The organism is Tardiphaga sp. 839_C3_N1_4 (assembly GCF_051811045.1).
In the GTDB taxonomy this organism is placed as follows: domain Bacteria; phylum Pseudomonadota; class Alphaproteobacteria; order Rhizobiales; family Xanthobacteraceae; genus Tardiphaga.
Map to the genome: position 1 here is coordinate 659,450 of NZ_JBPWQD010000001.1, position 26,968 is coordinate 686,417.

Sequence of the window (26,968 nt, forward strand, 5' to 3'; positions counted from 1 at the left end):
GTGGTCGCCCGCGTCCAACCCCGTCAATTGGCGTTCGCGCTGCCCCATGCGGAGAGTCTGTCCCGCGACAACTTCCTTGAGGGCCCGGCCAATGCCGAGGCGCTGGGACTGATCGACTGCTGGCCGGACTGGCCGAACCGGGTCATGCTGCTTGTCGGCCCGGAGGGGTCCGGCAAGAGCCATCTGGCGGCGATCTGGGCCGAGGAGGCCGGCGCACGCTCCACCATGGCGCACAGCCTGACGGCTGCGACGGTTCCGGCTGAGTTGGTGACCAACGCACTGGTGGTGGAGGATCTCAATGCCGGGGCCTTCGACGAGCGGGCGCTGTTCCACCTTCTTAATCTGGCACGTCAGGACAACGCCTATGTGCTGATCACGGCACGGGTCCCCCCCGCCGCGATGGAGGTCGAGTTGCGCGATCTGCGGTCGCGGCTCCGTGCGATTCCGGTGGTCAATCTGCTGCCCCCGGATGACGGGTTGTTTCGGGCGCTGATCGTGAAGTTTTGTGCCGATCGCCAGCTCAGCATCGACGAGAGCGTGGTCAGCTATGTGGCCAGCCGCATCGAGCGGTCATTCGCCGCCGCCCGCCATACGGTGGAATTGCTGGATAGCGAGGCGCTCCGGCTTGGGCGGCCGGTGACCCGTGCATTGGCCGCGGAACTGCTGCGCGACGCCTGACTTAGCCTTGGACGTCAAACGCGGCGCGTCAAACCGTGCCTTGACGACGCAGCAGGCAGGTTCCTCAATGTCATCGAAGCGTCACGCAACTGACGCAATGTCCGCTGTGATTTGCCGGCGCTATAGCGCTGCTTGAACTGGATGGATTGCTGCCTCATGGACTCCGCAGAAGAGATTGTTATTGAAGAGAAAAAGGGCGAAGCGAAGCCGGCAGAGGCGGTCGCGTCGGGTCCCGAGCGCTTCATCAATCGCGAGCTGTCCTGGCTGCATTTCAATCGCCGCGTCCTTGAGGAGTCCGTTAACCCGGGCCATCCGGCGCTGGAACGCGTTCGCTTCCTGTCGATTTCCGCAAACAACCTTGATGAATTCTTCATGGTCCGCGTGGCCGGTATCAAGGCGCAGGTCCGTGAGGGAATCACCGAGCGCAGCCCGGACGGCCTGACCCCCGCCGAGCAGCTGGTGCTGATCAACAGCGCCGTCTCCAAGCTAGGCAGCGACCAGCAGGCGATCTGGCGCGACCAGCGCGGCATGCTGGCCGATGTCGGCATCGTGCTGCTCGACGGCAAGGAAGTCAGCAAGGCAGATCGAACCTGGATCGAGGATCATTTCCTCCACAACATTTTCCCGCTGCTGACGCCGCTGGCGATCGATCCGGCGCACCCGTTCCCGTTCATTCCGAGCCTCGGTTTCACCATCGCGCTGCACTTGTCACGGGTGTCCGATGGCAAGACGATGAACGCACTGATCCGCATGCCCGGCAAGATCGATCGCTTCATCCGCCTGCCGACCCCTGGCAAGGACGGCGCGGTCCGTCTGATCACGCTGGAACAGGCCACCGGCCTGTTCATCGCGCGTCTGTTCCCGGGCTACACCGTGCAGGGGCAGGGTGCCTTCCGCATCATCCGCGACAGTGAACTCGAAGTCGAAGAAGAGGCTGAGGATCTGGTCCGGCTGTTCGAGACTGCGCTGAAGCGTCGCCGCAGAGGGTCGGTGATTCGCCTAGAAATCGAAGCCAGCATGCCGGCAGAACTCCGTGCCTTCGTGCAGCGCGCGCTGGCGACCTCGGATGACGAAATCCTGCTGGTCGACGGCATCCTCGCCATGAACGAGGTCTCGCAGCTCACGCGACTCGATCGGCCAGATCTCGAATTCGTGCCTTATGTGCCGCGTCATCCGGAACGTGTCCGCGATCATGGCGGCGACATCTTTGCAGCGATCCGTCAGAAGGACCTGATTGTCCACCATCCCTATGAATCCTTCGACGTCGTCGTGCAGTTCCTGCAGCAGGCCGCACGCGATCCGGATGTGGTGGCGATCAAGCAGACCCTGTATCGCACTTCCAACAACTCGCCGATCGTCCGCACGCTGGTCGAGGCCGCCGAAGCCGGCAAGTCGGTGACGGCACTGGTTGAGTTACGTGCGCGGTTCGACGAAGAGGCCAATATCCGCTGGGCGCGCGATCTCGAACGCGCCGGTGTCCAGGTAGTCTATGGCTTCCTGGAATTGAAGACCCACGCCAAGCTGTCGCTGGTGGTGCGCCGCGAGGGCGGCTCGCTCACGACCTATGTGCACACCGGGACCGGAAACTATCATCCGGTCACAGCGCGCATCTACACCGATCTGTCATATTTCACATCCGACCCCATCATCGGTCGCGATGCCGCACGCGTCTTCAACTATATCACCGGCTATGCCGAGCCGAGCGACATCGAGAAGATGGCCGTGTCGCCGCTGACCTTGCGCGGACGCATGCTCGAACACATCCGCGGCGAAGCGGCATTCGCCCGCAGCGGCAAGCCGGGTGCGATCTGGCTCAAGATGAATTCGCTGGTCGATCCGGAAATCATCGATGCGCTCTATGAGGCGTCGAATGCCGGTGTATCCATTGAACTGATCGTGCGTGGCATCTGCTGCCTGCGGCCGGGCGTGCCCGGCCTGTCCGAAAACATTCGCGTCAAGTCGATCATCGGCCGCTTCCTTGAACATGGTCGAATCTATTGCTTCGGTATGGGCAACGGCCTGCCGAGCCCGAAGGCTGCGATATACATATCGTCGGCTGACATGATGCCACGCAATCTGGATCGCCGTGTCGAGGTTCTGTGTCCGCTGCAGAACCCCACGGTGCACACGCAGGTGCTCGAGCAGATCATGGTGGCCAATCTCAAGGACACGGAACAGAGCTGGCAATTGTTGCCGGATGGGTCGTCAACGCGTATGAAGGCAGCGAAGGGCGAGGAACCCTTCAATGTGCACAATTACTTCATGACGAATCCGAGTCTGTCTGGCCGTGGAAAGTCGCTTGAGAAATCATCCCCGCGCCGGCTCACCCGCCGTTCGGAGCGTCACCAATCCTCGTAAGGAACCAGCAGCGTGGTAGCGCGTGCCAATCAACGCGCGACCAGCGTCGCCGTCATCGATATTGGCTCCAACTCGGTGCGTCTCGTGGTCTACGAGACGCTGACGCGAAGCCTTGTCACGCTCTTCAATGAAAAGGCGCTGTGCGGTCTCGGCCGCGAAGTGCAGAGCACTGGACTGCTGGCCAAGGACGCCGTCGACAAGGCGCTGACGGCGCTTCGGCGCTTCCGTGCGCTGTGCAGGGTCATGAAGGTCGGTCGCGTCTACGCGATCGCGACCGCTGCGGCGCGCGATGCGAGCAATGGACCTGCCTTCATCGCAGCAGCCGAGAAAATCTGCGGCTGCGAGATCCAGATCATATCGGGGCCGCGCGAAGCGAAGCTCTCGGCGCTGGGCGTAATTTCAGGCGTGCACAAGCCGGATGGCCTGGTTGGCGATCTCGGCGGCGGTTCGCTCGAATTGATCGATGTCAAAGGCAATGCGGTCCGGCAGGGCGTGACGCTGCCGCTCGGTAGTCTCGCATTGCAGGACGCCTCACAAAAATCGCCGAAGAAGGCCGAACGCATCGTCAAGCTGGCGCTGGCTGACGTCGCGCAACTCAAGGCGGGCGTGGGTCGCAATTTCTATGCGGTTGGCGGCACCTGGCGTGCTCTTGCCCGGCTGCACATCATCCAGAGCGGCTATCCGCTACGCGTGATGCATGGTTATTCGATCCCGGCCAACGAAGCGCTCGATTTCGTGCGCCGCTTGCGCCGGCTGGCGACGGCCAACATTCTTGCCAACATCGAAGCCATCGCCGAACAGCGCCAGCCGCTGCTGGTCTACGCGGCGCTCGTGCTTGAATATGTTATTCGCACCGCCAAGCCGAAGACTATCGTGTTCTCGACCTATGGCGTCCGCGAAGGCTTGCTGTACGAAATGCTGCCGCAAGCGCAACGCATGCAAGATGGTCTGGTCGGTGCCGCGCAGACAATGAACGAGTTGCTGTCGCGTTCGGCCCGCCACGCGCAGGAGCTGAGCGACTGGAGTGATCGGTTCGCCCGTGTCGCCAAGCTCAAAGAGACCGATGAGGATCGTCGGCTGCGCCGAGTGGCGTGTCTGTTGTCCGATATCGGTTGGCGCGTCCATCCGGATCATCGCGGCGAGCAGACGCTTAGTCTGATCACGAACGGCAATTTCGGCTCGGTCGATCATCACGGCCGCGCATTCCTCGCGCTCTGTGTGTACTACCGCTACGCAGGATTCGGCGCCGAGAACGAGCCCCCGGAGCTGGTCCGCGCGCTGGTCTCGCCGGCACAGGTCGAACGCGCCCGTTTGCTCGGCGCGCTGTTCAGGGTCGCGCATCTCATTTCGGCGGCGCGCCCAGGCGTACTGCCCGCCACGCATTTCGCCACCAAGGATCGCAAGATGATGCTCGTCTTCGAGCATCGCATGGTCGATCTCGTCGCCGACCGCGTTGGTAGCCGCTTCAAGCAACTGGCGCGACTGGTCGGGAAGTCCGGTTCGATCGTCAGGCGATAGCCACCGCCGGTCATTCCGAATGATACTACTGATTGCAGCGCGGCGTGACTCTCGGTTTCCGTGCGTATACTCTTTTCCGGTGCGGCCGTTTTGGTCCACGCGGCAAGTACATACGATTTCCGGACCGGGAGAATCGAAATTTCAGCCCTTCTCATGAACCTTATAGTTCAATTGATTGGCGGTGCGATTGGCGGAAATGTCGCCGGTGGTGCATCCAAGTCTGTCGATCTCGGCACAATCGGCAACACGATCGCGGGTGCAATAGGTGGCGGCGTTGGCGGTCAAATTCTCGGAATGCTGATTCCTATGCTTTCAAACGCATCGACGACCACCGATATCGGTTCGCTGATCGGTCAGGTGGCCGGAGGCGGTGTTGCAGGTGCGGTGCTGACGGCAATCGTCGGAGCCATCAAGAACAGATCGGCGGCGTAAAGCGATCGTCATTGCGTCTCGCGGGGCGGGATGCTGTACGCCTCGCCCTGCGGCAGGCAATCAGAGCGCTACCTTGGACGACGCAGCCTACGCGCGATCCACCCGGATCACCCGGCCTTTTTCCATCGCCAATGCAAGGCGGCCATGCTTGAGCGCCAGGGCTGCCTCGCCGAACAACTCACGCCGCCAGCCGTGCAGGGCGCCGACATCGGCATTGTCATCGGTGGCGATCTGCTCGAGATCGTCGACGGTGGCGATGACCTTGCTGGCGACGGCGTGACGTTCCGACGTCATGCGCAGCAGCACTTTCAGCAGTTCGACGGTTGCTGCGCCGTTGGAATTGCCGCGTGGTTTCTCGATCTTCGGCAATGTGCTGGGATCGCGGGCGATGCCACGCTGGACGGCGGCGACAATGTCGCTGCCCCACTTGGAGCGATCAAAGCCCTTCGGCAGCGAACGCAGATTGGCAAGCTTCTCCAGTGAGGTCGGCGCGTGGGTCGCGATATCGCCGACGGCATCGTCCTTCAGCACGCGCGAGCGCGGTACATCGCGGCTCTGTGCTTCCTGTTCGCGCCAGGCAGCGACTTCCATCAGCACTGCGAGCTCTTTCGGCTTGCGGACGCGGGTCTTCAGCCGTTCCCAGGCGCGCTCGGGATGGAAATCATAGGTCTTTGGTGACGTGAGAATTTCCATTTCCTCGCTGACCCAGTCGCTGCGGTCGCGCTTCTTCAGATCGGCATCGAGCTTGGCGAACACATCGCGTAGATGGGTGACGTCGGAGACGGCGTAGTGCAACTGCTCTTCGGTCAGCGGACGGCGCGACCAATCGGTAAAGCGGTGGGTCTTGTCGGGGCGGTGGCCGGTAACGCGTTCGACGAGCTGGTCATAGGCAATGCTGTCGCCGTAGCCGAGCACCATGGCTGCGACCTGGGTGTCGAAGATCGGATGCGGCACCACGCCGGCGCGGTGCACGATGATTTCGATGTCCTGCCGCGCGGCATGGAAGACCTTCAGCACGGCCTCGTTGGCCATCAGGTCGAAGAACGACGTGAGGTCGATGCCCTCGGCAAGCGTGTCGATCACCACCGCGTCTTCCGCGCTGGCCATCTGGACCACGCAGAGCAGCGGGTAATAAGTGGTCTCGCGGAGGAATTCCGTATCGACCGTAATGACGGGGTGCTTGGCAAGTCGCTCGCAGGCGGCGGTCAGCTGGGCAGTGGTCGTGATCAGTTCCATGGACGGTCCATAACGCTTTTGCCAAGGCGTTCGGCCGAAAAACCTGTTGAGTCAAGGTGTTTCGGGCAGATTGGAGGTCTACTCCGACAGAATGAGGGTGTTTAGGTGCCGCAGAAGGTCTTCAGTACGCGCTGATCCGGCTCCGGCGGTTCGGCGTAATCCGCCATCTCCGGTTGATCTTCATAAGGTTTCGCCAGCACGGCCAGCAATTTCTCGAACGGCGCGTAGTCGTCGGCCAGCGCCGCCTGGATCACCGCCTCGACGCGATGATTGCGGGGGATGAAGGCCGGATTGATCGTCTGCATGGCCTGATGACGGGTATCGGCGTCCTGCGACTCCTGGCCGAGTCGCAGCCGCCAGTTCACAGCCCAGGCGTCGAAGGCGGTTGGATCGATGAACAGGCCGCGCACGGCTTCGTCATTGCTAGCGTCCAGCGCGGCGGCGCCGAGGCGGCGGAAGGTCAGGGTGAAATCGGCCTGATTGGCGGTCATGGCGGTCAGCAGATCCTGCGCCAATGCGGCATCGTCCGGCTGGCTGGTGAATAGCCCGAGCTTCCGGCGGAGACCGGCCTGATAGGCCGTGTCGAAAATATCAGAGAATTCGCCCAATGCGGCCTGCGCAATCTCGATGGCGGTCTTCTCATCGCTGTCGATCAGCGGCAGCAGCGTCTCGGCGAAGCGCGTGAGATTCCACAGCGCGATGCGCGGCTGGTTCGCATAAGCGTAGCGACCCATCTCGTCGATCGAGCTGTATACTGTCGCGGGATCGTAGGCGTCCATGAAGGCGCAGGGGCCGTAATCGATGGTCTCACCGGATACCGAGCAGTTATCGGTGTTCATCACGCCGTGGATGAAGCCGATATGGAGCCAGCGGGCGACAAGTTCGGCCTGACGGCGGATCACCGCATCGAGCAAGGCGCGAATGGGATGTTCGGCTTCGGCTGCGTCGGGATAGTGCCTGTTGATCACATGATCGGCGAGTTGTTTGACGCCGGCGATATCCTCGCGCGCAGCGAGAAACTGAAACGTGCCGACGCGAATATGGCTTGAGGCGACGCGAGTCAGCACGGCGCCCGGCAGCATCGTCTCACGCTGAACCCGTTCGCCCGTGAGGACGGCGGCGAGTGAGCGCGTTGTGGGAATGCCCAGGGCCGCCATGGCTTCGCTGACGATATATTCCCGGATCACTGGACCAAGCGCAGCACGGCCATCGCCGCGGCGCGAGAAAGGCGTTGGACCGGAGCCTTTAAGCTGGATGTCGCGGCGCACGCCGTCGCGGTCGATGACCTCGCCAAGCAGGATTGCGCGGCCGTCGCCGAGCTGCGCCACGAAATGTCCGAACTGATGTCCGGCATAGGCCATCGCGAGGGGATCGGCGCCATCGGGCACGCGTTTGCCGGCGAGGACCTCGACGCCTTCGGGACTGGCCAGCCAGTCAGGATCGATGCGGAGTTGGTCGGCCAGTGCGCGGTTCAGCTTGATCAGCCGCGGCGCTGTCACCGGCGTCGGTGCAACACGGGCGAAGAAATTCGCGGGCAGGGCGGCATAGCTGTTGTCGAACGGGAAGCGGACTGTCATGGCCCCAAGATGGGGGGCCACGACGTGTTAGGCAACCGCTGAAAGTGGTCTCAGGCGGCGCGAACCGTGTCGAGGAACCGGTCGACTTCGCTCTTCAGGCGATTGCTTTCGAGCGATAGCGACTGCGCCGCGGCCAGCACCTGCGTGGAGGCTGAACCGGTCTCGCTGGCGCCGCGATTGACCTCGGTGACTTCGCTGGCAACCTGGGTGCTGAGCTGGGCCGACTGCTGGACATTGCGCGCGATTTCCTGCGTCGCCGCGCCCTGTTCCTCGACCGCCGCCGCGATGGCCGACGAGACTTCGGAAATCAGTGTGATGGTCGAGCCGATCTCCTTGATGGTCTCGACGGTTTCTGCACTAGCTGCCTGCATGCCGGCGATCTGCATGCTGATTTCGTCGGTGGCCTTGGCGGTCTGCGACGCCAACGCCTTCACTTCGGCGGCGACGACAGCGAAACCGCGGCCGGCCTCACCAGCGCGCGCGGCCTCGATGGTGGCGTTGAGCGCGAGCAAGTTGGTCTGTTCGGCGACAGCCGTGATGAGCTTCACGACGTCGTCGATCCGCGCGGTGGCCTGCGAGAGCTTGGCGATGCTCTCGTTGGTCTTTTCGGCCTGCAGCACGGCGGTCGAGGCGATGCGGTTGGACTCGTGAACCTGACGCCCGATCTCGTTCACCGACGAGGTGATTTCCTCGGTGGCGGCAGCAACCGACTGAACGTTGTTCGACACAACGTGCGATGCGGATGCGGCCGACCCCGAGAGGCTCATGGTGATATCCGACGTACGCGTCAGTGTGGTGGCGGAGGCTTCGAGTTCGGTCGAGGCCGATGACAAGGAGCCCACCAGTTCGCTGATCATCGACTCGAAGTTGCTGGTCGCCTTCGTGATGGTTTCCGCACGGGCGGCCTTGATGGCGGCTTCGGCACCGGCAGCCTGATCCGCAGCACGCTTGGCGATGAGGGCGTCCTTGAAGATCTGCAACGCGCTGGCGATACGGCCGATCTCGGTGCTTTCGCCCTGATGCGGAATGACGGCCTCCAACTGACCATCGGTCAGCTGGCCCATTGGCTTCAGGATCGAGGCGATGCCGCCGGAAATGTCGCGCACCAGATACATGGCAGCGCCGAGACCGAGCACGACCGAGGCGCCGAGAATGATAACCATCATCCAGATCGCGTTGGCATAGGTTGCGTTCGCATTGCTGCCGGCCACTTCGGCGCCCTTGTCGTTCAACTCGACTAGCTTGGCCAATGTGCCGTCCATGGCGCGGCCGGTCGGGACGACCTTCTTGGCATTGATCTCTTTGGCTGCCGTTACGTCGCCCTTGTTGGCGAGGGCCTGGACGTCGTTGCCCGCGGTGATGAAGGCCTTCCATTCCGCGTCAAGCTTGTCGGCCAGTTCGCGTTCGGCTGGCGACGATACCAGCGGGGCGTAGGCCTTCGCGGCCTTGTCGAAGTCAGACTTGCGGGCGGCGAGGTTCTTGTCGACATCAGGACGGTCGGCGTCGGCCACGATCAGGTGGTCGCGCAGCACAGCGCGATACCGCGCCGACTGAACGCGCATCTCACCGATCCAGCGGACGCTGGGGAGCCACTGCGTCTGGATATCCTGGGTTGCTGCGTTGATGGCTCGCATCTGCATGAAGGCGAGGGTGCCGATGCCCGCGATCACGACGAAAAGAAAAGCAACAATGACAAACAGCTTGGTACTGATCGAATATCTGGCGAGCACGAACATATTCCTCGGCGGTTCTAAGGCTGCGACGCCGGTCAGCCGAAATGGCGGCTGCCTTGAGTTGCGGCAGGGCAAGAAGCAGCAAGTTCCAGTTGAATCACCTGCCTTCAAAACGGGCTGGGTTCACGGCAAGACAGTGAATGGTGGTCGTCAACGTTCAGTAAATTTTGACACAAATACCGCTTTAAGTAATTGAATCTGGTGCTGAAATACCGATGCGGCGTATCCGGGTGCCGATGGCGCGTGATCTGAGGTAACGGATTATTGCGTGTGCAATCATGTAGTTCCCGCGTTGCGGGAGGTTTTCCGATCGCTCGATTGCATTTCGAAATGGTAGTCCGAAATTCATCGGTTGGAGGCCTGCGGTGATGCAGTCGCGGCCCGCAAATTCGGGCGATCTGATCGCCGAGCTTTGGTTGCCGCGTCGGGTGCGGTCGGGTAAACCCTGCGCTTCGCGCTTGATCGCGATCCCGATTCCGCCCTCTGACGTATTTCCAGGATACCCATGCATCGCTACCGGTCTCACACCTGCGGCGCGCTCCGCGACAGCCATATCGACCAGACCGTTCGCCTGTCGGGGTGGTGCCATCGTATCCGCGACCACGGCGGCGTGCTGTTCATCGATTTGCGTGACCATTACGGCTTGACGCAATGCGTCGCCGACCCGGACTCGCCGGCATTCAAGGTCGCTGAGACGCTGCGTTCGGAATGGGTTGTGAAGATCGACGGCAAGGTGCGTCGTCGTCCCGGCGGCACCGAGAATGCCGAACTGCCCACTGGCGATGTCGAGATCTATATCGATGCCATCGAGGTGCTCGGCCCCGCAGCCGAACTGCCGCTGCCGGTGTTTGGTGATCAGGACTATCCGGAAGACATCCGGCTGAAATATCGCTTCCTCGACCTGCGCCGCGAGAAGCTGCACCAGAACATCATGACCCGCGGCGCCATCGTCGACTCGATGCGTAAGCGGATGAAGGAGCAGGGCTTCTTCGAATTCCAGACGCCGATCCTCACCGCGTCGTCGCCGGAAGGCGCACGCGACTTCCTGGTGCCGTCGCGCATCCATCCCGGCAAGTTCTACGCGCTGCCGCAGGCACCGCAGCAGTACAAGCAGCTGCTGATGATGTCGGGCTTCGACCGTTACTTCCAGATCGCGCCATGTTTCCGCGACGAGGATCCGCGCGCCGATCGTCTGCCGGGCGAATTCTACCAGCTCGATCTCGAGATGAGCTTTGTCGAACAGGAAGACGTGTTCGCGGCGGTGCAGCCGGTGATCACCGGCGTGTTCGAGGAGTTCGCCAAGGGCAAGCCGGTCAACAAGGACTGGCCGAAGATTCCTTACGCAGAGTCGCTCCGCAAATACGGCACCGACAAGCCGGATCTGCGCAACCCGATCGAGATGCAGAACACGGCAGAGCACTTCCGCGGCTCCGGCTTCAAGGTGTTCGCGCGCATGCTCGAAGACGACAAGAACCAGGTTTGGGCGATCCCCGGTCCCGGCGGCGGCAGCCGTGCATTTTGCGACCGCATGAATTCCTGGGCGCAGGGCGAAGGCCAGCCGGGCCTCGGCTACATCATGTGGCGCGAGGGCGGTGAGGGTGCAGGCCCGCTCGCCAATAACATCGGACCGGAGCGTACCGAAGCGATCCGTCAGCAGCTCGGCCTGAAGGCCGGCGACGCCGCGTTCTTCGTCGCGGGCGATCCCGAGAAATTCTACAAGTTCGCCGGTCTCGCACGCACCAAGGTCGGCGAAGAGCTGAACCTGATCGACAAGGAGCGCTTTGCGCTGGCCTGGATCGTCGATTTCCCGATGTACGAGTACAACGAGGACGACAAAAAGGTCGACTTCTCGCACAACCCGTTCTCGATGCCGCAAGGTGGCATGGATGCGCTGGTCGGGCAGGATCCGCTGACCATCAAGGCGTTCCAGTATGACATCACCTGCAACGGCTATGAGATCGCGTCGGGCGGCATCCGTAATCACAAGCCGGAAGCCATGGTGAAGGCATTCGAGATCGCCGGCTACGGCGAGGAGACGGTGGTCGAGCGCTTCGGCGGCATGTATCGCGCCTTCCAGTATGGCGCGCCGCCCCATGGCGGTATGGCGGCAGGCGTCGATCGTATCGTGATGCTGCTCTGCGGTACGAACAACCTGCGCGAGATCTCACTCTTCCCGATGAATCAGCGTGCTGAAGATCTGTTGATGGGCGCGCCGTCAGAGGCTTCGCCGAAGCAGTTGCGTGAAGCGCATATCCGTCTCAATCTGCAGGACAAGTAGTCCAGCAAACCAACAAGAAGAAACGCCCTTCTACCTAACTTTTGTTTTATGACGCGCGGGAGCACGCATGTCTTCTTCATCCTCCGACGATCTTTCGCGCGCGGCGCTTGCCTATCACCGCCTTCCCAAGCCGGGTAAGCTCGAAATCCAGGCTACCAAGCCGCTCGCCAACCAGCGCGATCTGGCGCTGGCCTATTCGCCGGGCGTGGCGGCGCCGTGTCTCGCGATTGCTGCCGACCCCAATGAAGCGGCGTCGCTGACCTCGCGCGCCAATCTCGTGGCTGTCGTCTCCAATGGCACGGCCGTGCTTGGTCTCGGCAATATCGGCCCGCTGGCGTCGAAGCCGGTAATGGAAGGCAAGGCGGTTCTGTTCAAGAAATTCGCCGGCATCGACGTGTTCGACATCGAGATCGCAGCCGACACCATCGAGCGAGTGGTTGAGGTCGTCGCGGCGTTGGAGCCGACCTTCGGTGGCATCAACCTTGAAGACATCAAGGGACCGGAGTGTTTCGAGATCGAAACGCAGCTCAAGGAGCGCATGAAGATCCCGGTGTTTCACGACGATCAGCATGGCACCGCCATCATCGTCGGCGCCGCGATCAAGAACGCGCTGCTGCTGAACGGCAAGAACATCAAGAACGTCAAGATCGTCTGCTCCGGCGCTGGCGCTGCGGCGATCGCCTGTCTCAATCTTCTGGTGTCGCTGGGCGCGCAGAAGAAGAACATCTGGGTCTGCGATATCGACGGCGTGGTGCATGAGGGCCGCAACACCCTGATGGATCGCTGGAAGGCGGTCTATGCGCAGAAGACCGATGCGCGCGTGCTCGGCGATGTCATCGCCGGCGCCGATATTTTCTTGGGCGTCTCCGCTCCGGGCGTGCTGAAGCCCGAGATGGTCAAGGCGATGGCCGACAAGCCGCTGGTGATGGCGCTGGCCAATCCGACGCCGGAGATCATGCCGGACGAAGCGCGCAAGGCACGCCCGGATGCGATGATCTGCACCGGCCGGTCGGACTTCCCGAACCAGGTCAACAACGTCCTCTGTTTCCCCTTTATCTTCCGCGGCGCGCTGGATTGTGGTGCCACCGCGATCAACGAGGCGATGAAGATCGCTGCCGTGGATGCCATCGCACAGCTTGCGCAGGATCCGCCGTCCGATGCGGTGACTGCCGGCTTCGAGACCGAAACCCAGGGCTTCGGTCCGGGGTCGCTGATCCCGAGCCCGTTCGATCCGCGCCTGATCCTGCGCATCGCGCCGGCCGTCGCCAAGGCGGCGATGGAATCCGGCGTGGCCTCGCGCCCGATCGCCAATTTCGAGGAATACGCCGCAGGTCTCGAGCGTTTCGCATTCCGCTCCGGTCTGGTGATGAAGCCGGTCTTCGCGAAGGCAAAGACCCAGCCGGTGCGCGTGATCTATGCCGAAGGCGAAGACGAGCGCGTGCTGCGCGCCGTGCAGGTGGTGCTGGAAGAGAAGCTGGCGCGCCCGATCCTCGTTGGCCGTCCGTCGGTCGTCGAAGCCCGCATCAAGCGGTTCGGTCTGGCGATCCAGGCCGGCCAGGATTTCGACCTGATCAATCCCGAGGACGATCCGCGTTATCGCTCTTACGTGCAGTCCTATATCGATGTGGCCGGCCGTCGCGGCGTGACGCCGGATGCGGCGCGCACGGTCGTCCGCACCAATGCGACGGTGATCGCCGCGCTCGCCGTGATCCGCGGCGAGGCGGATGCAATGATCTGCGGCGTCGAAGGCCGCTACATGAGCCATCTGCGCCATGTGCGCGAGATCATCGGCTTCCTGCCGGGCGTCAGCGATTTTGCAGCGCTGTCGCTGATGATCACTAGCAAGGGTGCGCACTTCATCGCTGATACGCAGGTGCGTCCGAATCCGAGCGCGGAAGAACTCGCGGAAATCGCGGCGCTCGCTGCGAACCACGTGCAGCGCTTCGCCATGAAGCCGAAGATCGCTTTCGTGTCGCATTCTGACTTTGGCAGCTACGATACGGACTCTTCGCGCAAGATGCGCCGCGCCGCAGCATTGCTGCGTGAGAAGCATCCGGAAATCGAGTCCGATGGCGAAATGCAGGGCGACACCGCGCTGTCGGAAGCGGCCCGCAAGATCGTGCTGCCGCATTCGAAGCTCGAAGGCTCGGCGAATGTCCTCATCATGCCGACGCTCGATGCCGCCAATGTCGCCTATCAGATGATCAAGACACTGGCCGATGCGCTCCCGGTCGGCCCGATCTTGATCGGCCCGGCGCGTCCGGCGCATATCCTGACGCCGGGGGTGACAGCGCGTGGTATCCTCAACATGACGGCGGTTGCCGCCGTTGAGGCGCAGGAGCGGGCAGGACGTCCGCAGGCGAGCCTGTTCGGCTGATTTATACTCGGTCATTCCGGGGCGCGAACGACGCCAAAGGCATCGAGGCGCGAACCTCAGCCACTCCAAGTGGAGTGGCGGGGAATCCCGATGTGTTCATCGCTTGGGAAGACGCTGTAAGAAAAAAGTGCTCATCATTTCCAGATTCCGGGTTCATGCCGGGTCGTTGCGCGATCCGACATGCTCCGGAATGACGATGTTCGTTTGAAAAATGTGATGGAATGATCATACTTGTCACGTATTTCGACAAGTATTCACTGCAGTCCAGCGAGGCCGACCAATGCCAGCGTTTATTACTTTCGGGCGCATTCTCTTTGCCGTGATCTTCATCGCGTCCGGCGCATCCAAGTTTCTCGACCTCAGCGCAACGGCAGATGCGATCGCGAACAAGGTTATCCCGACGATCCCTGCGGTCGTGACGCCGTATGCGACGCAGCTCGAAGGGCTGGCGGGCATGGAATTGAAGCAGATCCTCGCAATCGCCGTTGCAACACTGGAACTGGTCGGCGGTATCCTCGTCGCGCTGAACCTGGGTGCGCGCTTCTTCGCTCTGGTGCTGGTCCTGTTCGTGATGGCCGCAACGTTCTACTTTCACGATTTCTGGAACCTGACCGGTCCTGAGGCCAAGAACCAGATGATCCACGCGCTGAAGAACCTGTCGCTGATCGGTGGCCTCTTCATGATCGCCGGTATCGGTCGCAGCGCGCGGCTACCGGGCGGCTACAACGAAGTGTAGTTCTCGTTCAGGACACCCGCCGCCAAGCCGTCACAGTGACTTCATGTGTGGTGTCGAGGATCTGAACCTCGCTCGCCTGCAAGCCGTGACGGGAGAGAATGTCCTGCGGCGATCGTTCGGGGACGCCAGGGAAGCATCCTTCGCCGCCGGGCAGGTGGACATGCGGCGCCTGCGACAGCCAAAACACGTCGATGCGGTCAAAGAACATCTCGAATACGCTGGGGCCGCCGATGATGGCGACGGTGCCGGCATGAACGCCCGCATGCGCGCAAGCGTCTTCAAAAGATGCGCCGGCCGGATTCCACAGCGTGGCTTTGTTGTTTTCGGGATCGGGGCCTATGGCAGCAATGCTACGGCTGACGATGATGCGCTTGCGCTTCGGTGAGTTTGGCTGATCCTCGAACGAATGTTTGCCGTGCACGATCAGATCGGCGCGGTCGAGACCTGCGGTGAAAAAGGCGAGGTCGCCGGGAAATTTGAGCGTATCGGGCATCACACCACTGGCGTCGGCGAGCATGCCGTCCGCCGAGACGATGACGTAGCCGTTGAAACGAAATGCGGGCATCAGGGGCGTCGACGCGTCCTCATTATTCAGAGATCGTCTGGACGACGCTGTTCACCGGGCGTGAGCTCACGGTCGGCAGCTTGGCGTCCTTGACGATGGCTTCGTCATAGGAGGCGATGGTCTGCACGGGCGCCTTGGCACGCATATGCACGACCTTGTAGCCACCGGCCTTGAGTTTGCGCAGCAGCGTCGGCAGCGCTTCGGCGGTGTGCTTCTGGAAGTCGTGCATCAGGATGATACCCTTGCCGAGCTTGTCGAGCTTGGTCATCACATTGGTGATGACCTGTTCGGATTTGCGCGTCTTGAAGTCGAACGAGTCGATGTCGCAGGAGAAGATCGCCATGTTGCGCGTGCCGAGATAGGTGACGATTTCCGGCGGGTGCTGCAACGCCGGAGCGCGGAAGAACGGTGCGGGGGCTGAGCCGAGTGCCCACTTCACCGCGCTGAAGCCTTTCTCGATTTCATCGATACGCTGCTGCTGGGTCAGTTTCTTGTTAGTCAGCGCGATATGAGCCCAGGTGTGTCCGCCGATGGTATGGCCGGCTGCCGCGACCTGCTTGAGCACTTCCGGATAATAGGTGGCGTGCTTGCCGATCGGGAAGAAGACTGCCTTGACGCATTCGTCGGCCAGCGTCTTCAACACGGTCGGCGTTGTGGTCTGCCACGGGCCGTCGTCGAAGGTCAGCACCACTTCCTTGTCGCGCAGGAAGTCGAGCTGCTTGAAATGTTCGAAGCCGAAGCCCGGACCGCCCGTCGTGTCGATCTCGACCACACGGCTGACGCCGAGCGCATCGGGATTGGCGCAGGTCGATTTGGCGGGAGCAGGTGGAGCCGCGGGCGCTGGTGGCGGCGCGGGCGTTGCCGCGGGGGCGGGCGCTGGGGCACCGGCTTTGGGCGCCTGCGCCTGTGCGCCCGCTGCCCACAATGAGACTGCGCCCGCCAAGATCAAACCTGCCGAACTGCGCATGGTGTCCTCCCGAAACGCAGGTCAGCCGCAATGCCGGCCGACCAAACATGAAATCGAGTGGAAGTTTAGCCCGATTTCAGGCTGTTCCACCATGGGGTTGGACCTTATCCCCAGCGCACGCTGACGGCCGAACCCGGCACCGGTTGCGCGCAACCAGACAAGGGGGGCCGGTTTGCGGGTGTCTTGCGGATTCAACTGTCAAACAGCCACTGCTCTTCAGACATGCGTCATCGCCCCCATTGTTTGCGGCGCGGGGGCGCCGTCGTCGCTTGCATTCCCACCCTCCCTTGAGAGGGCGTGCGGAACGCCAGGTGCCCGTTGCACCCTTGGGCCTGATGCGAATGCGGTCTTCCGCAAGTGAGTGTGCATCAGGACTTTCGGAGGCGCCGAGCCAGTGCCCGACGTTCCGCATACGGTGTTTTTTCAGCCTGCTTGCACTTTGCCTTGGCGAACGGTCCGATCACCAAAATGATGGTCCCACGGCGGAGGGACAGGGAGCCTCAAGCGAGTAAGCCGGACGCGTTTTGACTTGGTCGTCCGTCACACTGTCCAGGGGTTTGTCCATCCCAAGGCCGGCCGTCTCCTTGCCAGTGGCAGTGCTGGCGCAGATCCGTCCTGCCCGAAGACAGACGTCACCCCATGAACCGCGTAACGCCGCATCTCCGGCGTCCACCGCATCCCACCCCGCGAACGTGACGATCGCGATCGCCCCTCTCGGTGGGGCAGGACATGGGGAATATAATCAATATAGGGATGTTGTCAATGGAGAATAGGAAAAAATGTTTGGGCGCTGTCTTGCCGTCCCACACTGTCATTCCCCGGCAAACCAATTGGTTTGCCTGAGGGCGCGGGCGCGCCTTCGCGCACGCGAACCCGGAATCCCGGCATCGGAGTCTCCGATCGCACAAAACACACTGGGATTCCCCGCCACTCCGAGTGGAGTGGCTGAGGTTCGCACTTCGCGGCTTCGCCGCTTTCGTGCGCCGCGGAATGACAGCGAGAAGCAAAACGCATCGTGATCGCGGGCCCATGCCAGCTGCGATGCGGCCGTCCTGCGCCGGAGTGACACTGCAGACGTCGCTATGAGGCCGTGCTCAACGCCCGTCCGACGGCGGTCTTGATGCGTGTGTCGGTCGGTTCGAATTCGGAGGCAAAGGAGTCGGTGAGGTAGCCATCGCGTCCGACCAGATATTTGTGAAAATTCCAACGCGGCAGGTCGCGCGGGCGGGCTTCTGCCGCCCATTTGTAGAACGGGTGTGCGTTCGGTCCCTTCACGACGGTCTTGGCGGCCATCGGGAAGCCAATGCCGAAATGTCCCTCGGCAATGTCGGCGATCTCCTTGGCCCCGCCCGGCTCCTGTCCGCCGAAGTCATTGGAGGGCACGCCGATAATCATCAAGCCGCGCTCGCGGAACTCGGTCCATAGCGTCTGAAGCCCAGCATATTGCGGGGTGAAGCCACACTGCGATGCGGTATTGACCACCATGATCGGCCGGCCGGCATAGTCGGCAAGCTTGATGTCGCCGCCCTTGAGACCGGGAAACGAAAAACCGTAGGCGGTGATGCGGCTCACGGCGCCTTGCGCCGATGCGTAACGCGACAGTGCGGCAGTACTTGCCGCGCCCAATACCGTTGTCAGTATCTGCCTGCGATTGATCATCGCCATTCGTCGTAGCCCAGCCTGTTTCGCGAGCAGAGTAGCGTCATCTCCGAGATGACGCACTCAACAAGCTGTTACAGGGCCGGAGTGGACGAGGCTAGCGCAGCGGCACCACGAATTCGGTGCCTTGGCCGGTTTCGCCGCCGGCGGCAATGCCCTGATCGGACACCACGATGGAGCCGCCGCTCGCGAGCGCTTCGGTGATCTGGGCCATGGCATCCGCCGGGATGCTCAGGCGGTCGAGCGCTTCTGCGGCACTGTTTGGCAGCGGCCGGGTTTTCACTTCAACCGCACCGGTGGACTTGCGGCGACGCGAAACATTGTCGTCCTCGTCGGCGCGACGCGGGACGGCAGGCAGCGAGACTGCGGTCCAATGAAATGCCTTGGCATCATCCTTGTCGGTGCGGGCGGTAAAGATGTGAGTGCCGAGTGGGCGATCGCTGGGCTTGATGGCGATCGGCGTCTCGAACAGCGGCGCGAAATTCTGCCGCACATAGAGCTTGCCGTCCTTGCCGCTGACCAGCACGGCAATCTGGCCGGACCGCTTTGGCGTCGCATCGGCGGCAGGCGCCGCAGGCATCTCGGCCTTGGCTGAATCGGTGGGGCGCGTTTCGTCCTTCTTGACGTCAGGCACACTGGCGGCGATTGGCGTGACGTCAGCTTTTGCGATTTCCGCCTTTGGGGCTTCCGTCTTGGCAGGCTCAAGCTTGGCCGGCGCTTCCGCGACGGTCTCTGCCGATTTAACCTCGGGTGTCGGCAGTTCGACGACTTTGGCAATGGCGGCGTCGAGATCGCGGCGCGTCATGATCTCGGGCTCGGCGGCTTTAACGGCGGTTTCGACCTTTGCAGGTGTGGCGTCCGACATCACAGTCGCAGGAGCCGGTTTTGTCATCGCATTGCTGGCATCGGCGGTCTGGGTCTTGTCCTGAGTCTTGGTGCGGTCGGCGGCGGATGGCCTCAGACCGAGGTCTTGGGGCTTCGCATCTGCCGATGGCTTATCAGCCTTTGGCGACGCCTGGACGTCTTGAGGCGCCGCTGCCGCAACCGGACCCGGCGCGGCCTTCTGAGCGGCGAGCAGAGGATGCGAAATTTCCGCAGGAGAGATCTCGCCGGGCGCGATGATCACGCGGGCGCCCATGCGCGTCCAGCCCCAGATCTTGGTCGCAAAGGCCATCGGCATGCGGATGCAGCCATGGGACGCCGGATAACCTGGCAGCGCGCCGGCATGCAGAGCAATGCCCGACCAGGTGATACGCTGCATGTAGGGCATCGGCGCTCCGCTATAGATGTTGGAGCGGTGCCATTTGTTCTTCTGGATGATGCTGAACACGCCCATGGGCGTCGAATGGCCGCGCATGCCGGTGGAGACCGGCGTTTCCGCGAACAGGCCGTTGGCGTCGAACACCCGCAGGGACTGTCGCTCGATCGAGATGGCGATCACCAGCGGGCCGACGGGCTTCGCGTGTTCCTTGACCTGTTTCTCGAGTTTGGCGCCGAGGCGCTTCAGCTTCTTCTGGCGCTGCTGCGGTTGCGGCGCCGGCGGTTCGATCTCCCGCATGATCATCGGGTTTTCGTCGGTCCAGAACACCGCCGCATCGGCAGGCACCGCCACGGTCATGCCGGCCATGGCGACCAGCGCGATCCGCAGGAGGCTGCCGGAAAAAATCGTGCTGTTCAGAAAACGGCTTTTGTCTCCTGGTTCACGCGACAACTGAATTGCACCCACGTCCAATATCCTCGAATCCATCTGAAAACATTAGTCTCGCAGGCGCGAGATGGGTTCACCAGCATGAGTGGTCTGGCTACCGCCGAGTCGGGATCAGCCTAGCAAAAAAGCCTCACATTGAATTAACAGAGGGGCGTCCTGGCTTCCGAATCCGATTGGAATGCCTACATATTATGGATCGGTCACGGAGAGTTGCATGACGTTTAATGGATCTGGCGGACTCACCAAGATGCTGCGGCGCGGCGTCCTGGCGCTTTCGGCATTCGCGGCGTTGGCAATTGTCCCGGCACAGGCTGCAGACGAGCCGGATCTGATTTTCCGGCGCTCCACCGTGTTCAAATGGCTCAGCCCGAACGACAAGCTGGCGACCTATGGCGTCGATGACCCTGAAGTCGAGGGCGTCGCCTGCCACTTCACGGTGCCTGAAAAGGGTGGCTTCAAGGGCTGGCTCGGTCTCGCCGAAGAAGTCTCGGACATCTCGCTGGCCTGCCGACAAATCGGCCCGATCACATTCAAGGCCAAGAGCGATCAGGGCGAGGATATGTTCCGGCAGCGCCGGTCACTCTTCTTCAAGAAGATGCAGATCGTCCGCGGCTGCGACGCCAAGCGAAACGTGCTGGTTTACATGGTCTATTCGGACCGGATCATCGAGGGCTCGCCGAAGAACTCGACGTCATCAGTTCCGATCATGCCCTGGGGGCAGTCAGACGTTGCCGTCCAGAAATGCGGCGACTTCATCAAATAAGCGATCTATCGGCCGCTAGAACTTAGCCGTGCTTCGCTATTCAGCGGAGTGGGTGACGACGCGTTTCGTGCGCAAGCGGTCCCATGACTGCTGCGGCTGCGGATCACGATAGCCTACGAGCTGGACCAGCTGCTGCGGATAGCACTCGTTGCCGTGCGAGCCATAGCCCTGCTGCGACATGGCGCCTTGGCATTTGGCGCGCGAGTGTACCGTGGAGATCAGTGGCCGTCCGGGGGCGCTGATCGGGGTATCCTTGCCAACGTCGTTGTTGCCGGTTCCCACGACTGCATTCCTTCTCTTCGAGGTGAACAGAAACGCGCAGTCGCCTGAAAAGGTTGCATACGCTCTCCTGAAGTCGCTTTAGCCGCGTTTCGGTTCAGTTTTGTTAAGGGCGTGCGACAGCCGGACGAACTTTCGAGACATCCTTTCCAAGGCGTTCTTTCTAAGCCGTTCGCAGATTTGCCGCCCGGATTGTGTCGTCGGCATGGGCGCCACGAAACAATTCGACGGGGGACGAAACCATTTTCCTCTTGGGCCGCAGACGTGCCGAAACCCGCATTGGCTATCCATTTGCCAACGACGCGGCGGGCAGCGCTGCCGAACTGGAGACGTCAGATGCGCACCATCAGCTTCATCCTCGCTTTCGCCTTCATCCTGGCCGGCCCGTCGATGGCCGGTTCCACTGATGTTAACCTGCCCGGTATCGGTACGTTCGCCTTTACCGGTTCGTCGGTGATCAGCGCTGCTGCGCCGATGGTTGTGGCTTACGCACGCTGAGTTCGATCGCGGGCGGACAACCTGAGAAACAACAAGAAAAGTTTTGAAATGACCCGACCACGTGTTCTGACCGCCATTATCGTAGCTGCCACCCTTGCAAGTTCCATCACGGGAAGTGCAGCGCAGGCGCAGGTCTGGTCGTGGCGGAAGTTGCCGGACCAGCGTGGGGAGTTCGTTCGTTTGTGCTCGCCGCATATGGTCGGGCGCTGGGCGCATCCGGAAGAAGTGTGCGGCTGCCTGCATGACCACGCCGTGGCAACGGTGGAAGACGCCGATTTGCGCGAGGCACTGCTGCGGGGCATTAGCGAGCGCGGCGTGCCTACCATCGAGAAGGACTGGATCCCGGCATCCAAGCAGTCGATGATCAGCGCGACCTTCACGCAGATCGCGAAGCCGACCCTGCAATGCATGTATGATCCGGCGCCGCTGGATTGAACCACTCAGTTAGTTAGCGTGATCTTTTTGCGCTGCGTCGTCGCGCCAAAATGATAGCGGATTTCTGTCTTTCCCTCTCGTCATCCCGTTACGGCCGATGATAGCGTTTTGCTACACCACCGTTAGGTGGGTGGATTCGCTACTAATTGAATTGGTGGGAACCGAGGGATTTTTATGCGATTTGTTTCGATCGGCTTGACGTGTGTCTCGATATTTCTGACCGGCGCGGCGTTAGCTGCAGATGCCAGCACCCAGGAAGCCAACAAGAAAGCCGTCGTTGAATTCTATGAGAAGGGCCTCAACCAAAAGGACTTCGAGGCGGCATCCAAATATTTCGGTCCGCGTTATGTTCAGCACAATCCCAACGCGGCTGATGGTGTCGAGGGCTTCAAAGGTTTTATCGGTTTCCTGCGGGAGAAATTCCCGGACTCGCATAGCGAGATCAAGCAGGTCTTCGCCGACGGCGATTATGTGATCCTGCATGTCCATGCCGTGCGCGAAAAGGGCACGCGCGGCAGTGCGATCATCGACATCTTCAAGCTTGAGAACGGCAAGATCGTCGAACATTGGGATGCCGTTCAGCCGATCCCGGAAAAGTCCGCCAACAGCAACGGCATGTTCTGATGGATATGGCCCGGCCCCAGCGTGACGATCGATTGAAAGGCAAGGTCGCCATTATCACCGGAGCGGGTTCCCGCGGCGATGGCATCGGCAACGGGCGCGCCGCGGCGGTGCTGCTTGCACGGCACGGTGCGCGTGTCGCTCTGGTCGATACCGACGTAGACGCTGCCGAAGAAACAGCGCGATTGATCGCTGGGGAGGGCGGCATCACGCAGATCTATGACGGCGATGTCAGTGATCGCGCGTCATGCGAGGCGATCGTCGAACGCACTGTCGAAGGCTTCGGCCGGCTGGACATTCTCGTCAACAATGTCGGCCTCACGGGGCCGCGCGGCGACGCCATCGAGGTCGACGATCGCGCCTGGGACAGTGCCATGCGCATCAACGTTGCCTCAATGATGCTGATGGCGAAGTATGCGATTCCGGAAATGATGAAATCCGGCGGCGGCTCGATCATCAACCTGACGTCAATCGCCGGCCTGCGTGGTGGCCATCCGAGCTTGTTGTATCCAACGTCGAAATCGGCGGTGATCGGCCTCACCAGAGCGATGGCGGCGCATCACGGTCGCGACGGCATTCGCGTCAACTGCATCGCTCCCGGCACGGTTTATACGCCGATGGTGGCGTCGCGTGGCATGAGCGACGAGATGCGCAAGGCGCGCGCAGCGGGCACACTGCTGGGCACCGAAGGGACCGGCTGGGATATCGGCTATGGTGTTCTGTTTCTTGCCAGCGACGAGGCGCGCTGGATCACGGGGATTACGCTAGCGATCGATGGCGGTGCAAGTGTGGGCCAGACCGGTTCACCGGTGCCGCCAAGCGAGCCACTGCGGCATTGATGAGCATGTCTTGGACTAGCGCGTCTTGGTGCCCGCGCGGGGAACGCATTTACGAACACGCGTCACACCGGACGTGCTCAGCGTCGTGCCGGACACTTCCTTGATCTGGCCGGTGGGGCAAGAGCCGTCATCGACCAGAATGCGCTGGCCGAGGCGGACATCAACGATGTCCTGTTCGCGACTGACCTGATCGATCGCCAGCGCCGGCGTTGCCAACGCAAGCGAAGCCAGAATTCCTGATAGCCAGATTGCCGAGCGCATTGTGCGACCTTTGTTACTTGTTCTGAATCTTGAGGCCGTCGGGGCCGACATTGATCTGCAGCCCGCTGGGTTCTTTCTTGGTCTGGTAGAGATTGTAGCCGAGCACGCCGATGCCGACGATCAGCGCGCCGATGATCAGATAGAGCACGTTGCGATTGCCGGACATGAGGTCTCCGTTGGGGGGCAGATCTGCCTGCCGGGCATTCTGTCTGCCTGGATTGTAGGGATGCGCATCCGATTCTAGAAGCGCAGTGGTCGCCGACATTGAGTGCCAGCCTGCCTTAAGTTTTAGCCCCCCGCGCGTGTTCCACGCGTCTTTGCCGCAGGCTTGCGGTGCGCGCGCAAACTCGCGGCTGAGGCTTTCGCCAGTCTTTCCGCCGATGTGACAAGCTCACGAATGGGATGGCCGGCGAAGCCGAGCACGAAGCCCGGGGCAGGGCGGGCGCGCAGATAAGTGTCAGCCAGCAACCAGCCCTCGACGCCGGCTGCGGCCTTGGCCTCTGCGGCGATCTCAAGCGATGTCGCGGGCGCGAACTTTGCCACCAGATGCAGGCCCTGTGACGGCACCGGAACCGTCAGTTGCCCGTCCGACGCATCCGTCAACGTCGCCGCCAGAGCGTCGCGCGCTTCGCGATAGATGTTCCGCATCTTGCGCAGGTTGGCTGCGAAGGCGCCGGAGTTCAACATGTCGGCGACGGCGCCTTCCATCAATGTGCCGGGAAAGCGGTCCATCGCCGCGCGCGCCGTCGTGACCGGGCCAATCAGGCGTTCGGGCAGGGCGCAGTAGCCGATGCGCAGACCGGGAAACAGAGTCTTGGCAAACGTGCCCATATAGATCACGCGTTGCAGGTGATCGATCCCGGCGAGCGACAGCAACGGCGCGCCGTCATAGCGAAACTCGCTGTCGTAATCGTCTTCGAATATCCATGCGCCGGCGTCCTTCGCCCAGTCGAGCAATTCAAGACGCCGCGGCATCGCCATTTGCACGCCGAGTGGAAATTGATGCGAGGGCGTGACATAGGCCGCGCGCGCAGATGGCGCCGTGGCACGCCCCCTGGCGACGATCAGGCCGAAGTCATCGACCGGCACCGACACCGGCCGGGCGCCGCAATGTTCGATCGATTTTCGTGCGGCGGGGTAACCGGGGTCCTCGCACCAGATCTGTTCGCCTGGCTTGAGAATGGCTGACAGCACGATGCGCAGCCCGTGCTGTGTGCCCGATGTCAGCATGATCTGATCGGGATCGCAGCGCAGCCCGCGCGCTGACAGAAGATGATTGGCGATGGCGGTGCGTAGTTCATGACTGCCGCGGGGATCGCCGTAGTGCAGATGCTCGGCGCCGAAAGCGCGCAGGCGGCGGCCGGCGAAAGCGCGAAAACGGCGCAGCGCCTGTTCGTCGATATCGGTACAGCCGAGAGCGAGCGTGCCCCGCTGCGGCGCGTCGATGGCGATGGCCTTGGCTGGCTTGCTGTTGGTCCGCGTCGGAATCCGCGCGGCGACGAAGGTGCCGGAGCCGACGTGTGCGACGGCAAAGCCATCGGCGATTAGACGCTCATAGGCATTGGTGACGGCATTGCGTTGAAAACCGGTTTGCTTCGCAAGGATACGCGATGGCGGCAGAGCTTCGCCGGGCTTGGCGACGCCGCCGGTGATGGCATGACACAGCGCCTGATAGAGCCGATCCTGCGAGGACGATCCTTCGGTGATATGCGCGCCCGTGAGATCGAGCGGCAGCTCGGGCTTCGAAATTGGCTTCGCCGAATTGGTCGGAATTTTTCGCATGGAATTGGCACTATCGCAGACCAAATGTGGCGGTACAACACATTCGAACGCTTCCAATTGACGGGGAATTGCCGTGACCACAGCCGAACTGAAGACCGATGAACCGACGAACGCAGACATCGCGTCATATCCGCTCACGGCGCGCAATCGCGTGAAGCGACGCCATGACCGCGGCTTCTATGACCACGAGACCGTGCATAAAATTCTGGACGCATCGATGATGTGCCATGTGTCCTACGTGATCGACGGGCAGCCCTATTGCACGCCGACCTTCTTCTGGCGCGAAGGCACGAAACTGTACTGGCACGGCAGTAGCGCGAGCCGCATGCTGAAGAACCAGACCGCGCAGCAACGCGTCTGTCTCACGGTGGCCTTTCTCGACAGCCTCGTGCTGGCACGTTGCGGCTTCAATCATTCGGCGGACTATCGTGCGGTGATGGCATTCGGAAACGCCTATCTCGTCACCGATCCCCACGAGAAGGAACAGGCCGGCATCGCGATGGTTGATCGTTTCTTTCCGGATCGTACGGCCAGTCTGCGCGAGACCACGGCACAGGAGATGAAGGCGACGTCCTTTATCGCCATGGAGATCGAGGACGCCTCGGCAAAAATTCGCGCCAAGGGCGTGGCTGACGATGACGAGGATTACGAACTGCCGATCTATGCCGAGCGCATTCCGGTGAGGACGGTGATCGGTGCGCCGGAACCGTGTCCGCGGCTCTTGCCCGGTGTCGAACGACCGGCCTCCTTGCAAGCATATTCGGAAGGGCGGCTGCTCGAAGATGCGCTGACAGATGCCTATTTTCTGCAGTACCCGGAGAGGTAAGGGCGAGCATCTCAGGATGACGGCGTCGGTGCTCGTGCCGGTTACGGCCACAGCGCCGCGACGATCGCGTCGAGTCCGTCCGTCAACGCTGCTGGTCCTGGCTGCAGGGTCAGCGGCGATTTGATCTCATAGATGCGATTGTCGCGCACCGCAGGAATCGCGTTCCAGCCCGGTCGCTGCCGGATTTTATCGGGCACGACCTTCTTGCCGCACCAGGAGGCGAGGATCACATCGGGTGCCACTGCAATCACATCGTCCGGCGTGACGATGCGATCCTTCGCTGCCTTCTGATGTCGAAGCTGCGGAAAAGCTTCTTCGCCGCCGGCGATCTCGATCAGTTCGGACACCCACCCGATCCCGGTAATCAGCGGATCATCCCATTCCTCGAAATAGACGCGTGGCTTCGTCTTCCGCAAGTCTGCCGCAGCTTTGACGCTGGAAAGTCGCAGCTCCAGCTGCGTTGCGAGCTGATTTGCGCGCTCACCTGCGCCGACCATGGCGCCGAGCGTGCGGATCATCGCCAGAATGCCGGCGATGTCGCGCTGGTTGAATACATGAACGGCGATGCCGGCGCGCGTCAGGTCTGCGGCGATTTCAGCCTGCAGATCGGAGAAGCACAGCACCAGGTCAGGATCGAGTGCGAGGATCTTCGGTACATCGGCCGAGATGAATGCGGACACCCGCGGCTTTTCGCGCCGCACCTGCGGCGGCCGCACCGCATAGCCGGAGACGCCGACGATGCGGTCCTGTTCGCCGAGCAGATACAGCGTCTCCACGGTCTCTTCTGTAAGGCAGACGATCCGGCGTGGCGGGAAGTGGCGCATGACGTCGATATGCCTGTT

The 26,968-nt window shown here is 61.9% G+C and carries 26 protein-coding genes; 14 read left to right on the forward strand and 12 right to left on the reverse strand.

Features of this window, described 5'->3' with window-relative positions; genetic code table 11:
- The 4 genes from AB8A38_RS03470 (at position 1) to AB8A38_RS03485 (ending at position 4,986) form a co-directional block, all read left to right on the forward strand.
- Positions 1 to 678 carry a chromosomal replication initiator DnaA gene (locus AB8A38_RS03470; RefSeq protein ID WP_439084985.1) on the forward strand — a complete coding sequence of 226 codons (678 nt, stop codon included), beginning with the start codon at positions 1 to 3 and terminating at the stop codon, positions 676 to 678.
- A 156-nt stretch (positions 679 to 834) separates the two neighbouring features.
- The gene (locus AB8A38_RS03475; RefSeq protein WP_439084986.1) at positions 835 to 3,036 is read left to right on the forward strand and encodes an RNA degradosome polyphosphate kinase; all 2,202 of its coding nucleotides are present in this window, start codon (positions 835 to 837) and stop codon (positions 3,034 to 3,036) included.
- Positions 3,037 to 3,048: 12 nt separating this feature from the next.
- Entirely contained in the window at positions 3,049 to 4,554 is a 1,506-nt protein-coding gene (ppx, locus tag AB8A38_RS03480) for an exopolyphosphatase (RefSeq protein ID WP_315842450.1), read from the forward strand.
- A gap of 153 nt (positions 4,555 to 4,707) precedes the next feature.
- Positions 4,708 to 4,986: a hypothetical protein gene (locus AB8A38_RS03485; protein ID WP_439088453.1), complete on the forward strand. Its 279-nt coding sequence runs from the start codon at positions 4,708 to 4,710 to the stop codon at positions 4,984 to 4,986.
- Between the two features lie 87 nt (positions 4,987 to 5,073).
- Here the strand turns inward: AB8A38_RS03485 and rnd are convergent, their stop codons facing one another.
- The 3 genes from rnd to AB8A38_RS03500 all read right to left on the reverse strand — a co-directional run bounded on the left by rnd (position 5,074) and on the right by AB8A38_RS03500 (position 9,529).
- The gene (gene rnd, locus AB8A38_RS03490; protein ID WP_439084987.1) at positions 5,074 to 6,222 is read right to left on the reverse strand and encodes a ribonuclease D; all 1,149 of its coding nucleotides are present in this window, start codon (positions 6,220 to 6,222) and stop codon (positions 5,074 to 5,076) included.
- Positions 6,223 to 6,323: 101 nt separating this feature from the next.
- A complete protein-coding gene (locus AB8A38_RS03495) occupies positions 6,324 to 7,799 on the reverse strand; it encodes a protein adenylyltransferase SelO (RefSeq protein ID WP_439084988.1) in 1,476 nt (491 codons plus the stop codon).
- 50 nt (positions 7,800 to 7,849) lie between these two features.
- Positions 7,850 to 9,529, reverse strand: coding sequence for a methyl-accepting chemotaxis protein (locus tag AB8A38_RS03500; protein WP_315842446.1), 1,680 nt, complete (start codon positions 9,527 to 9,529; stop codon positions 7,850 to 7,852).
- Here AB8A38_RS03500 and AB8A38_RS03505 point away from each other — a divergent pair.
- The 4 genes from AB8A38_RS03505 to AB8A38_RS03520 all read left to right on the forward strand — a co-directional run bounded on the left by AB8A38_RS03505 (position 9,501) and on the right by AB8A38_RS03520 (position 14,923).
- Positions 9,501 to 9,728, forward strand: a complete 228-nt coding sequence (locus tag AB8A38_RS03505; protein ID WP_439084989.1) for a hypothetical protein — start codon at positions 9,501 to 9,503, stop codon at positions 9,726 to 9,728. The two genes, AB8A38_RS03500 and AB8A38_RS03505, sit on opposite strands and share 29 nt — an antisense overlap.
- 309 nt (positions 9,729 to 10,037) lie before the next feature.
- Positions 10,038 to 11,810 carry an aspartate--tRNA ligase gene (gene aspS / locus AB8A38_RS03510; protein ID WP_149532421.1) on the forward strand — a complete coding sequence of 591 codons (1,773 nt, stop codon included), beginning with the start codon at positions 10,038 to 10,040 and terminating at the stop codon, positions 11,808 to 11,810.
- Positions 11,811 to 11,877: 67 nt separating this feature from the next.
- Entirely contained in the window at positions 11,878 to 14,187 is a 2,310-nt protein-coding gene (locus AB8A38_RS03515) for an NADP-dependent malic enzyme (protein ID WP_439084990.1), read from the forward strand.
- A 280-nt stretch (positions 14,188 to 14,467) separates the two neighbouring features.
- A complete protein-coding gene (locus AB8A38_RS03520; RefSeq protein ID WP_089263975.1) occupies positions 14,468 to 14,923 on the forward strand; it encodes a DoxX family protein in 456 nt (151 codons plus the stop codon).
- Positions 14,924 to 14,930: 7 nt separating this feature from the next.
- Here the strand turns inward: AB8A38_RS03520 and AB8A38_RS03525 are convergent, their stop codons facing one another.
- From AB8A38_RS03525 to AB8A38_RS03540, 4 genes are all read right to left on the reverse strand, one after another.
- Positions 14,931 to 15,488 carry a dihydrofolate reductase family protein gene (locus AB8A38_RS03525; protein WP_315842444.1) on the reverse strand — a complete coding sequence of 186 codons (558 nt, stop codon included), beginning with the start codon at positions 15,486 to 15,488 and terminating at the stop codon, positions 14,931 to 14,933.
- 22 nt (positions 15,489 to 15,510) lie between these two features.
- Positions 15,511 to 16,455 (reverse strand): polysaccharide deacetylase family protein, encoded by a 945-nt coding sequence (locus tag AB8A38_RS03530; RefSeq protein WP_439084991.1) that lies wholly within the window; start codon positions 16,453 to 16,455, stop codon positions 15,511 to 15,513.
- Positions 16,456 to 17,535: 1,080 nt separating this feature from the next.
- Complete coding sequence (locus tag AB8A38_RS03535; RefSeq protein WP_439088454.1) at positions 17,536 to 18,114, reverse strand: glutathione peroxidase; 579 nt, start codon at positions 18,112 to 18,114, stop codon at positions 17,536 to 17,538.
- Between the two features lie 97 nt (positions 18,115 to 18,211).
- A complete protein-coding gene (locus tag AB8A38_RS03540) occupies positions 18,212 to 19,861 on the reverse strand; it encodes a L,D-transpeptidase (RefSeq protein ID WP_439084992.1) in 1,650 nt (549 codons plus the stop codon).
- Between the two features lie 208 nt (positions 19,862 to 20,069).
- On the opposite strand from AB8A38_RS03540, the gene AB8A38_RS03545 reads away from it, so the two are divergent.
- A complete protein-coding gene (locus tag AB8A38_RS03545; protein WP_439088455.1) occupies positions 20,070 to 20,585 on the forward strand; it encodes a CreA family protein in 516 nt (171 codons plus the stop codon).
- 36 nt (positions 20,586 to 20,621) lie between these two features.
- On the opposite strand, the gene AB8A38_RS03550 is transcribed toward AB8A38_RS03545, so the two are convergent.
- Positions 20,622 to 20,867: a hypothetical protein gene (locus AB8A38_RS03550; protein ID WP_439084993.1), complete on the reverse strand. Its 246-nt coding sequence runs from the start codon at positions 20,865 to 20,867 to the stop codon at positions 20,622 to 20,624.
- Positions 20,868 to 21,200: 333 nt separating this feature from the next.
- Between AB8A38_RS03550 and AB8A38_RS03555 the strand changes: the two genes are divergently transcribed.
- The 4 genes from AB8A38_RS03555 (at position 21,201) to AB8A38_RS03570 (ending at position 23,257) form a co-directional block, all read left to right on the forward strand.
- Entirely contained in the window at positions 21,201 to 21,362 is a 162-nt protein-coding gene (locus tag AB8A38_RS03555) for a hypothetical protein (RefSeq protein ID WP_439084994.1), read from the forward strand.
- Positions 21,363 to 21,410: 48 nt separating this feature from the next.
- Entirely contained in the window at positions 21,411 to 21,797 is a 387-nt protein-coding gene (locus AB8A38_RS03560) for a hypothetical protein (protein WP_439084995.1), read from the forward strand.
- Positions 21,798 to 21,971: 174 nt separating this feature from the next.
- Positions 21,972 to 22,421: a nuclear transport factor 2 family protein gene (locus AB8A38_RS03565; protein WP_315842438.1), complete on the forward strand. Its 450-nt coding sequence runs from the start codon at positions 21,972 to 21,974 to the stop codon at positions 22,419 to 22,421.
- Positions 22,421 to 23,257 (forward strand): SDR family NAD(P)-dependent oxidoreductase, encoded by an 837-nt coding sequence (locus AB8A38_RS03570; RefSeq protein WP_439084996.1) that lies wholly within the window; start codon positions 22,421 to 22,423, stop codon positions 23,255 to 23,257. The genes AB8A38_RS03565 and AB8A38_RS03570 overlap by 1 nt, the downstream gene beginning before the upstream one ends.
- 15 nt (positions 23,258 to 23,272) lie before the next feature.
- Here AB8A38_RS03570 and AB8A38_RS03575 read toward each other — a convergent pair whose 3' ends face one another.
- From AB8A38_RS03575 to AB8A38_RS03585, 3 genes are all read right to left on the reverse strand, one after another.
- Positions 23,273 to 23,518 carry a DUF6719 family protein gene (locus AB8A38_RS03575; RefSeq protein ID WP_315842436.1) on the reverse strand — a complete coding sequence of 82 codons (246 nt, stop codon included), beginning with the start codon at positions 23,516 to 23,518 and terminating at the stop codon, positions 23,273 to 23,275.
- Between the two features lie 13 nt (positions 23,519 to 23,531).
- Positions 23,532 to 23,684, reverse strand: coding sequence for a hypothetical protein (locus AB8A38_RS03580; RefSeq protein ID WP_165826841.1), 153 nt, complete (start codon positions 23,682 to 23,684; stop codon positions 23,532 to 23,534).
- A 122-nt stretch (positions 23,685 to 23,806) separates the two neighbouring features.
- Positions 23,807 to 25,300, reverse strand: coding sequence for a PLP-dependent aminotransferase family protein (locus AB8A38_RS03585; RefSeq protein ID WP_439084997.1), 1,494 nt, complete (start codon positions 25,298 to 25,300; stop codon positions 23,807 to 23,809).
- A gap of 118 nt (positions 25,301 to 25,418) precedes the next feature.
- Here AB8A38_RS03585 and AB8A38_RS03590 point away from each other — a divergent pair, with 118 nt between their 5' ends.
- Positions 25,419 to 26,126 carry a pyridoxamine 5'-phosphate oxidase family protein gene (locus tag AB8A38_RS03590; protein ID WP_315844161.1) on the forward strand — a complete coding sequence of 236 codons (708 nt, stop codon included), beginning with the start codon at positions 25,419 to 25,421 and terminating at the stop codon, positions 26,124 to 26,126.
- Between the two features lie 41 nt (positions 26,127 to 26,167).
- On the opposite strand, the gene AB8A38_RS03595 is transcribed toward AB8A38_RS03590, so the two are convergent.
- Positions 26,168 to 26,950, reverse strand: a complete 783-nt coding sequence (locus tag AB8A38_RS03595) for a cobalamin-binding protein (protein ID WP_439088456.1) — start codon at positions 26,948 to 26,950, stop codon at positions 26,168 to 26,170.
- Positions 26,951 to 26,968: the final 18 nt, after the last annotated feature.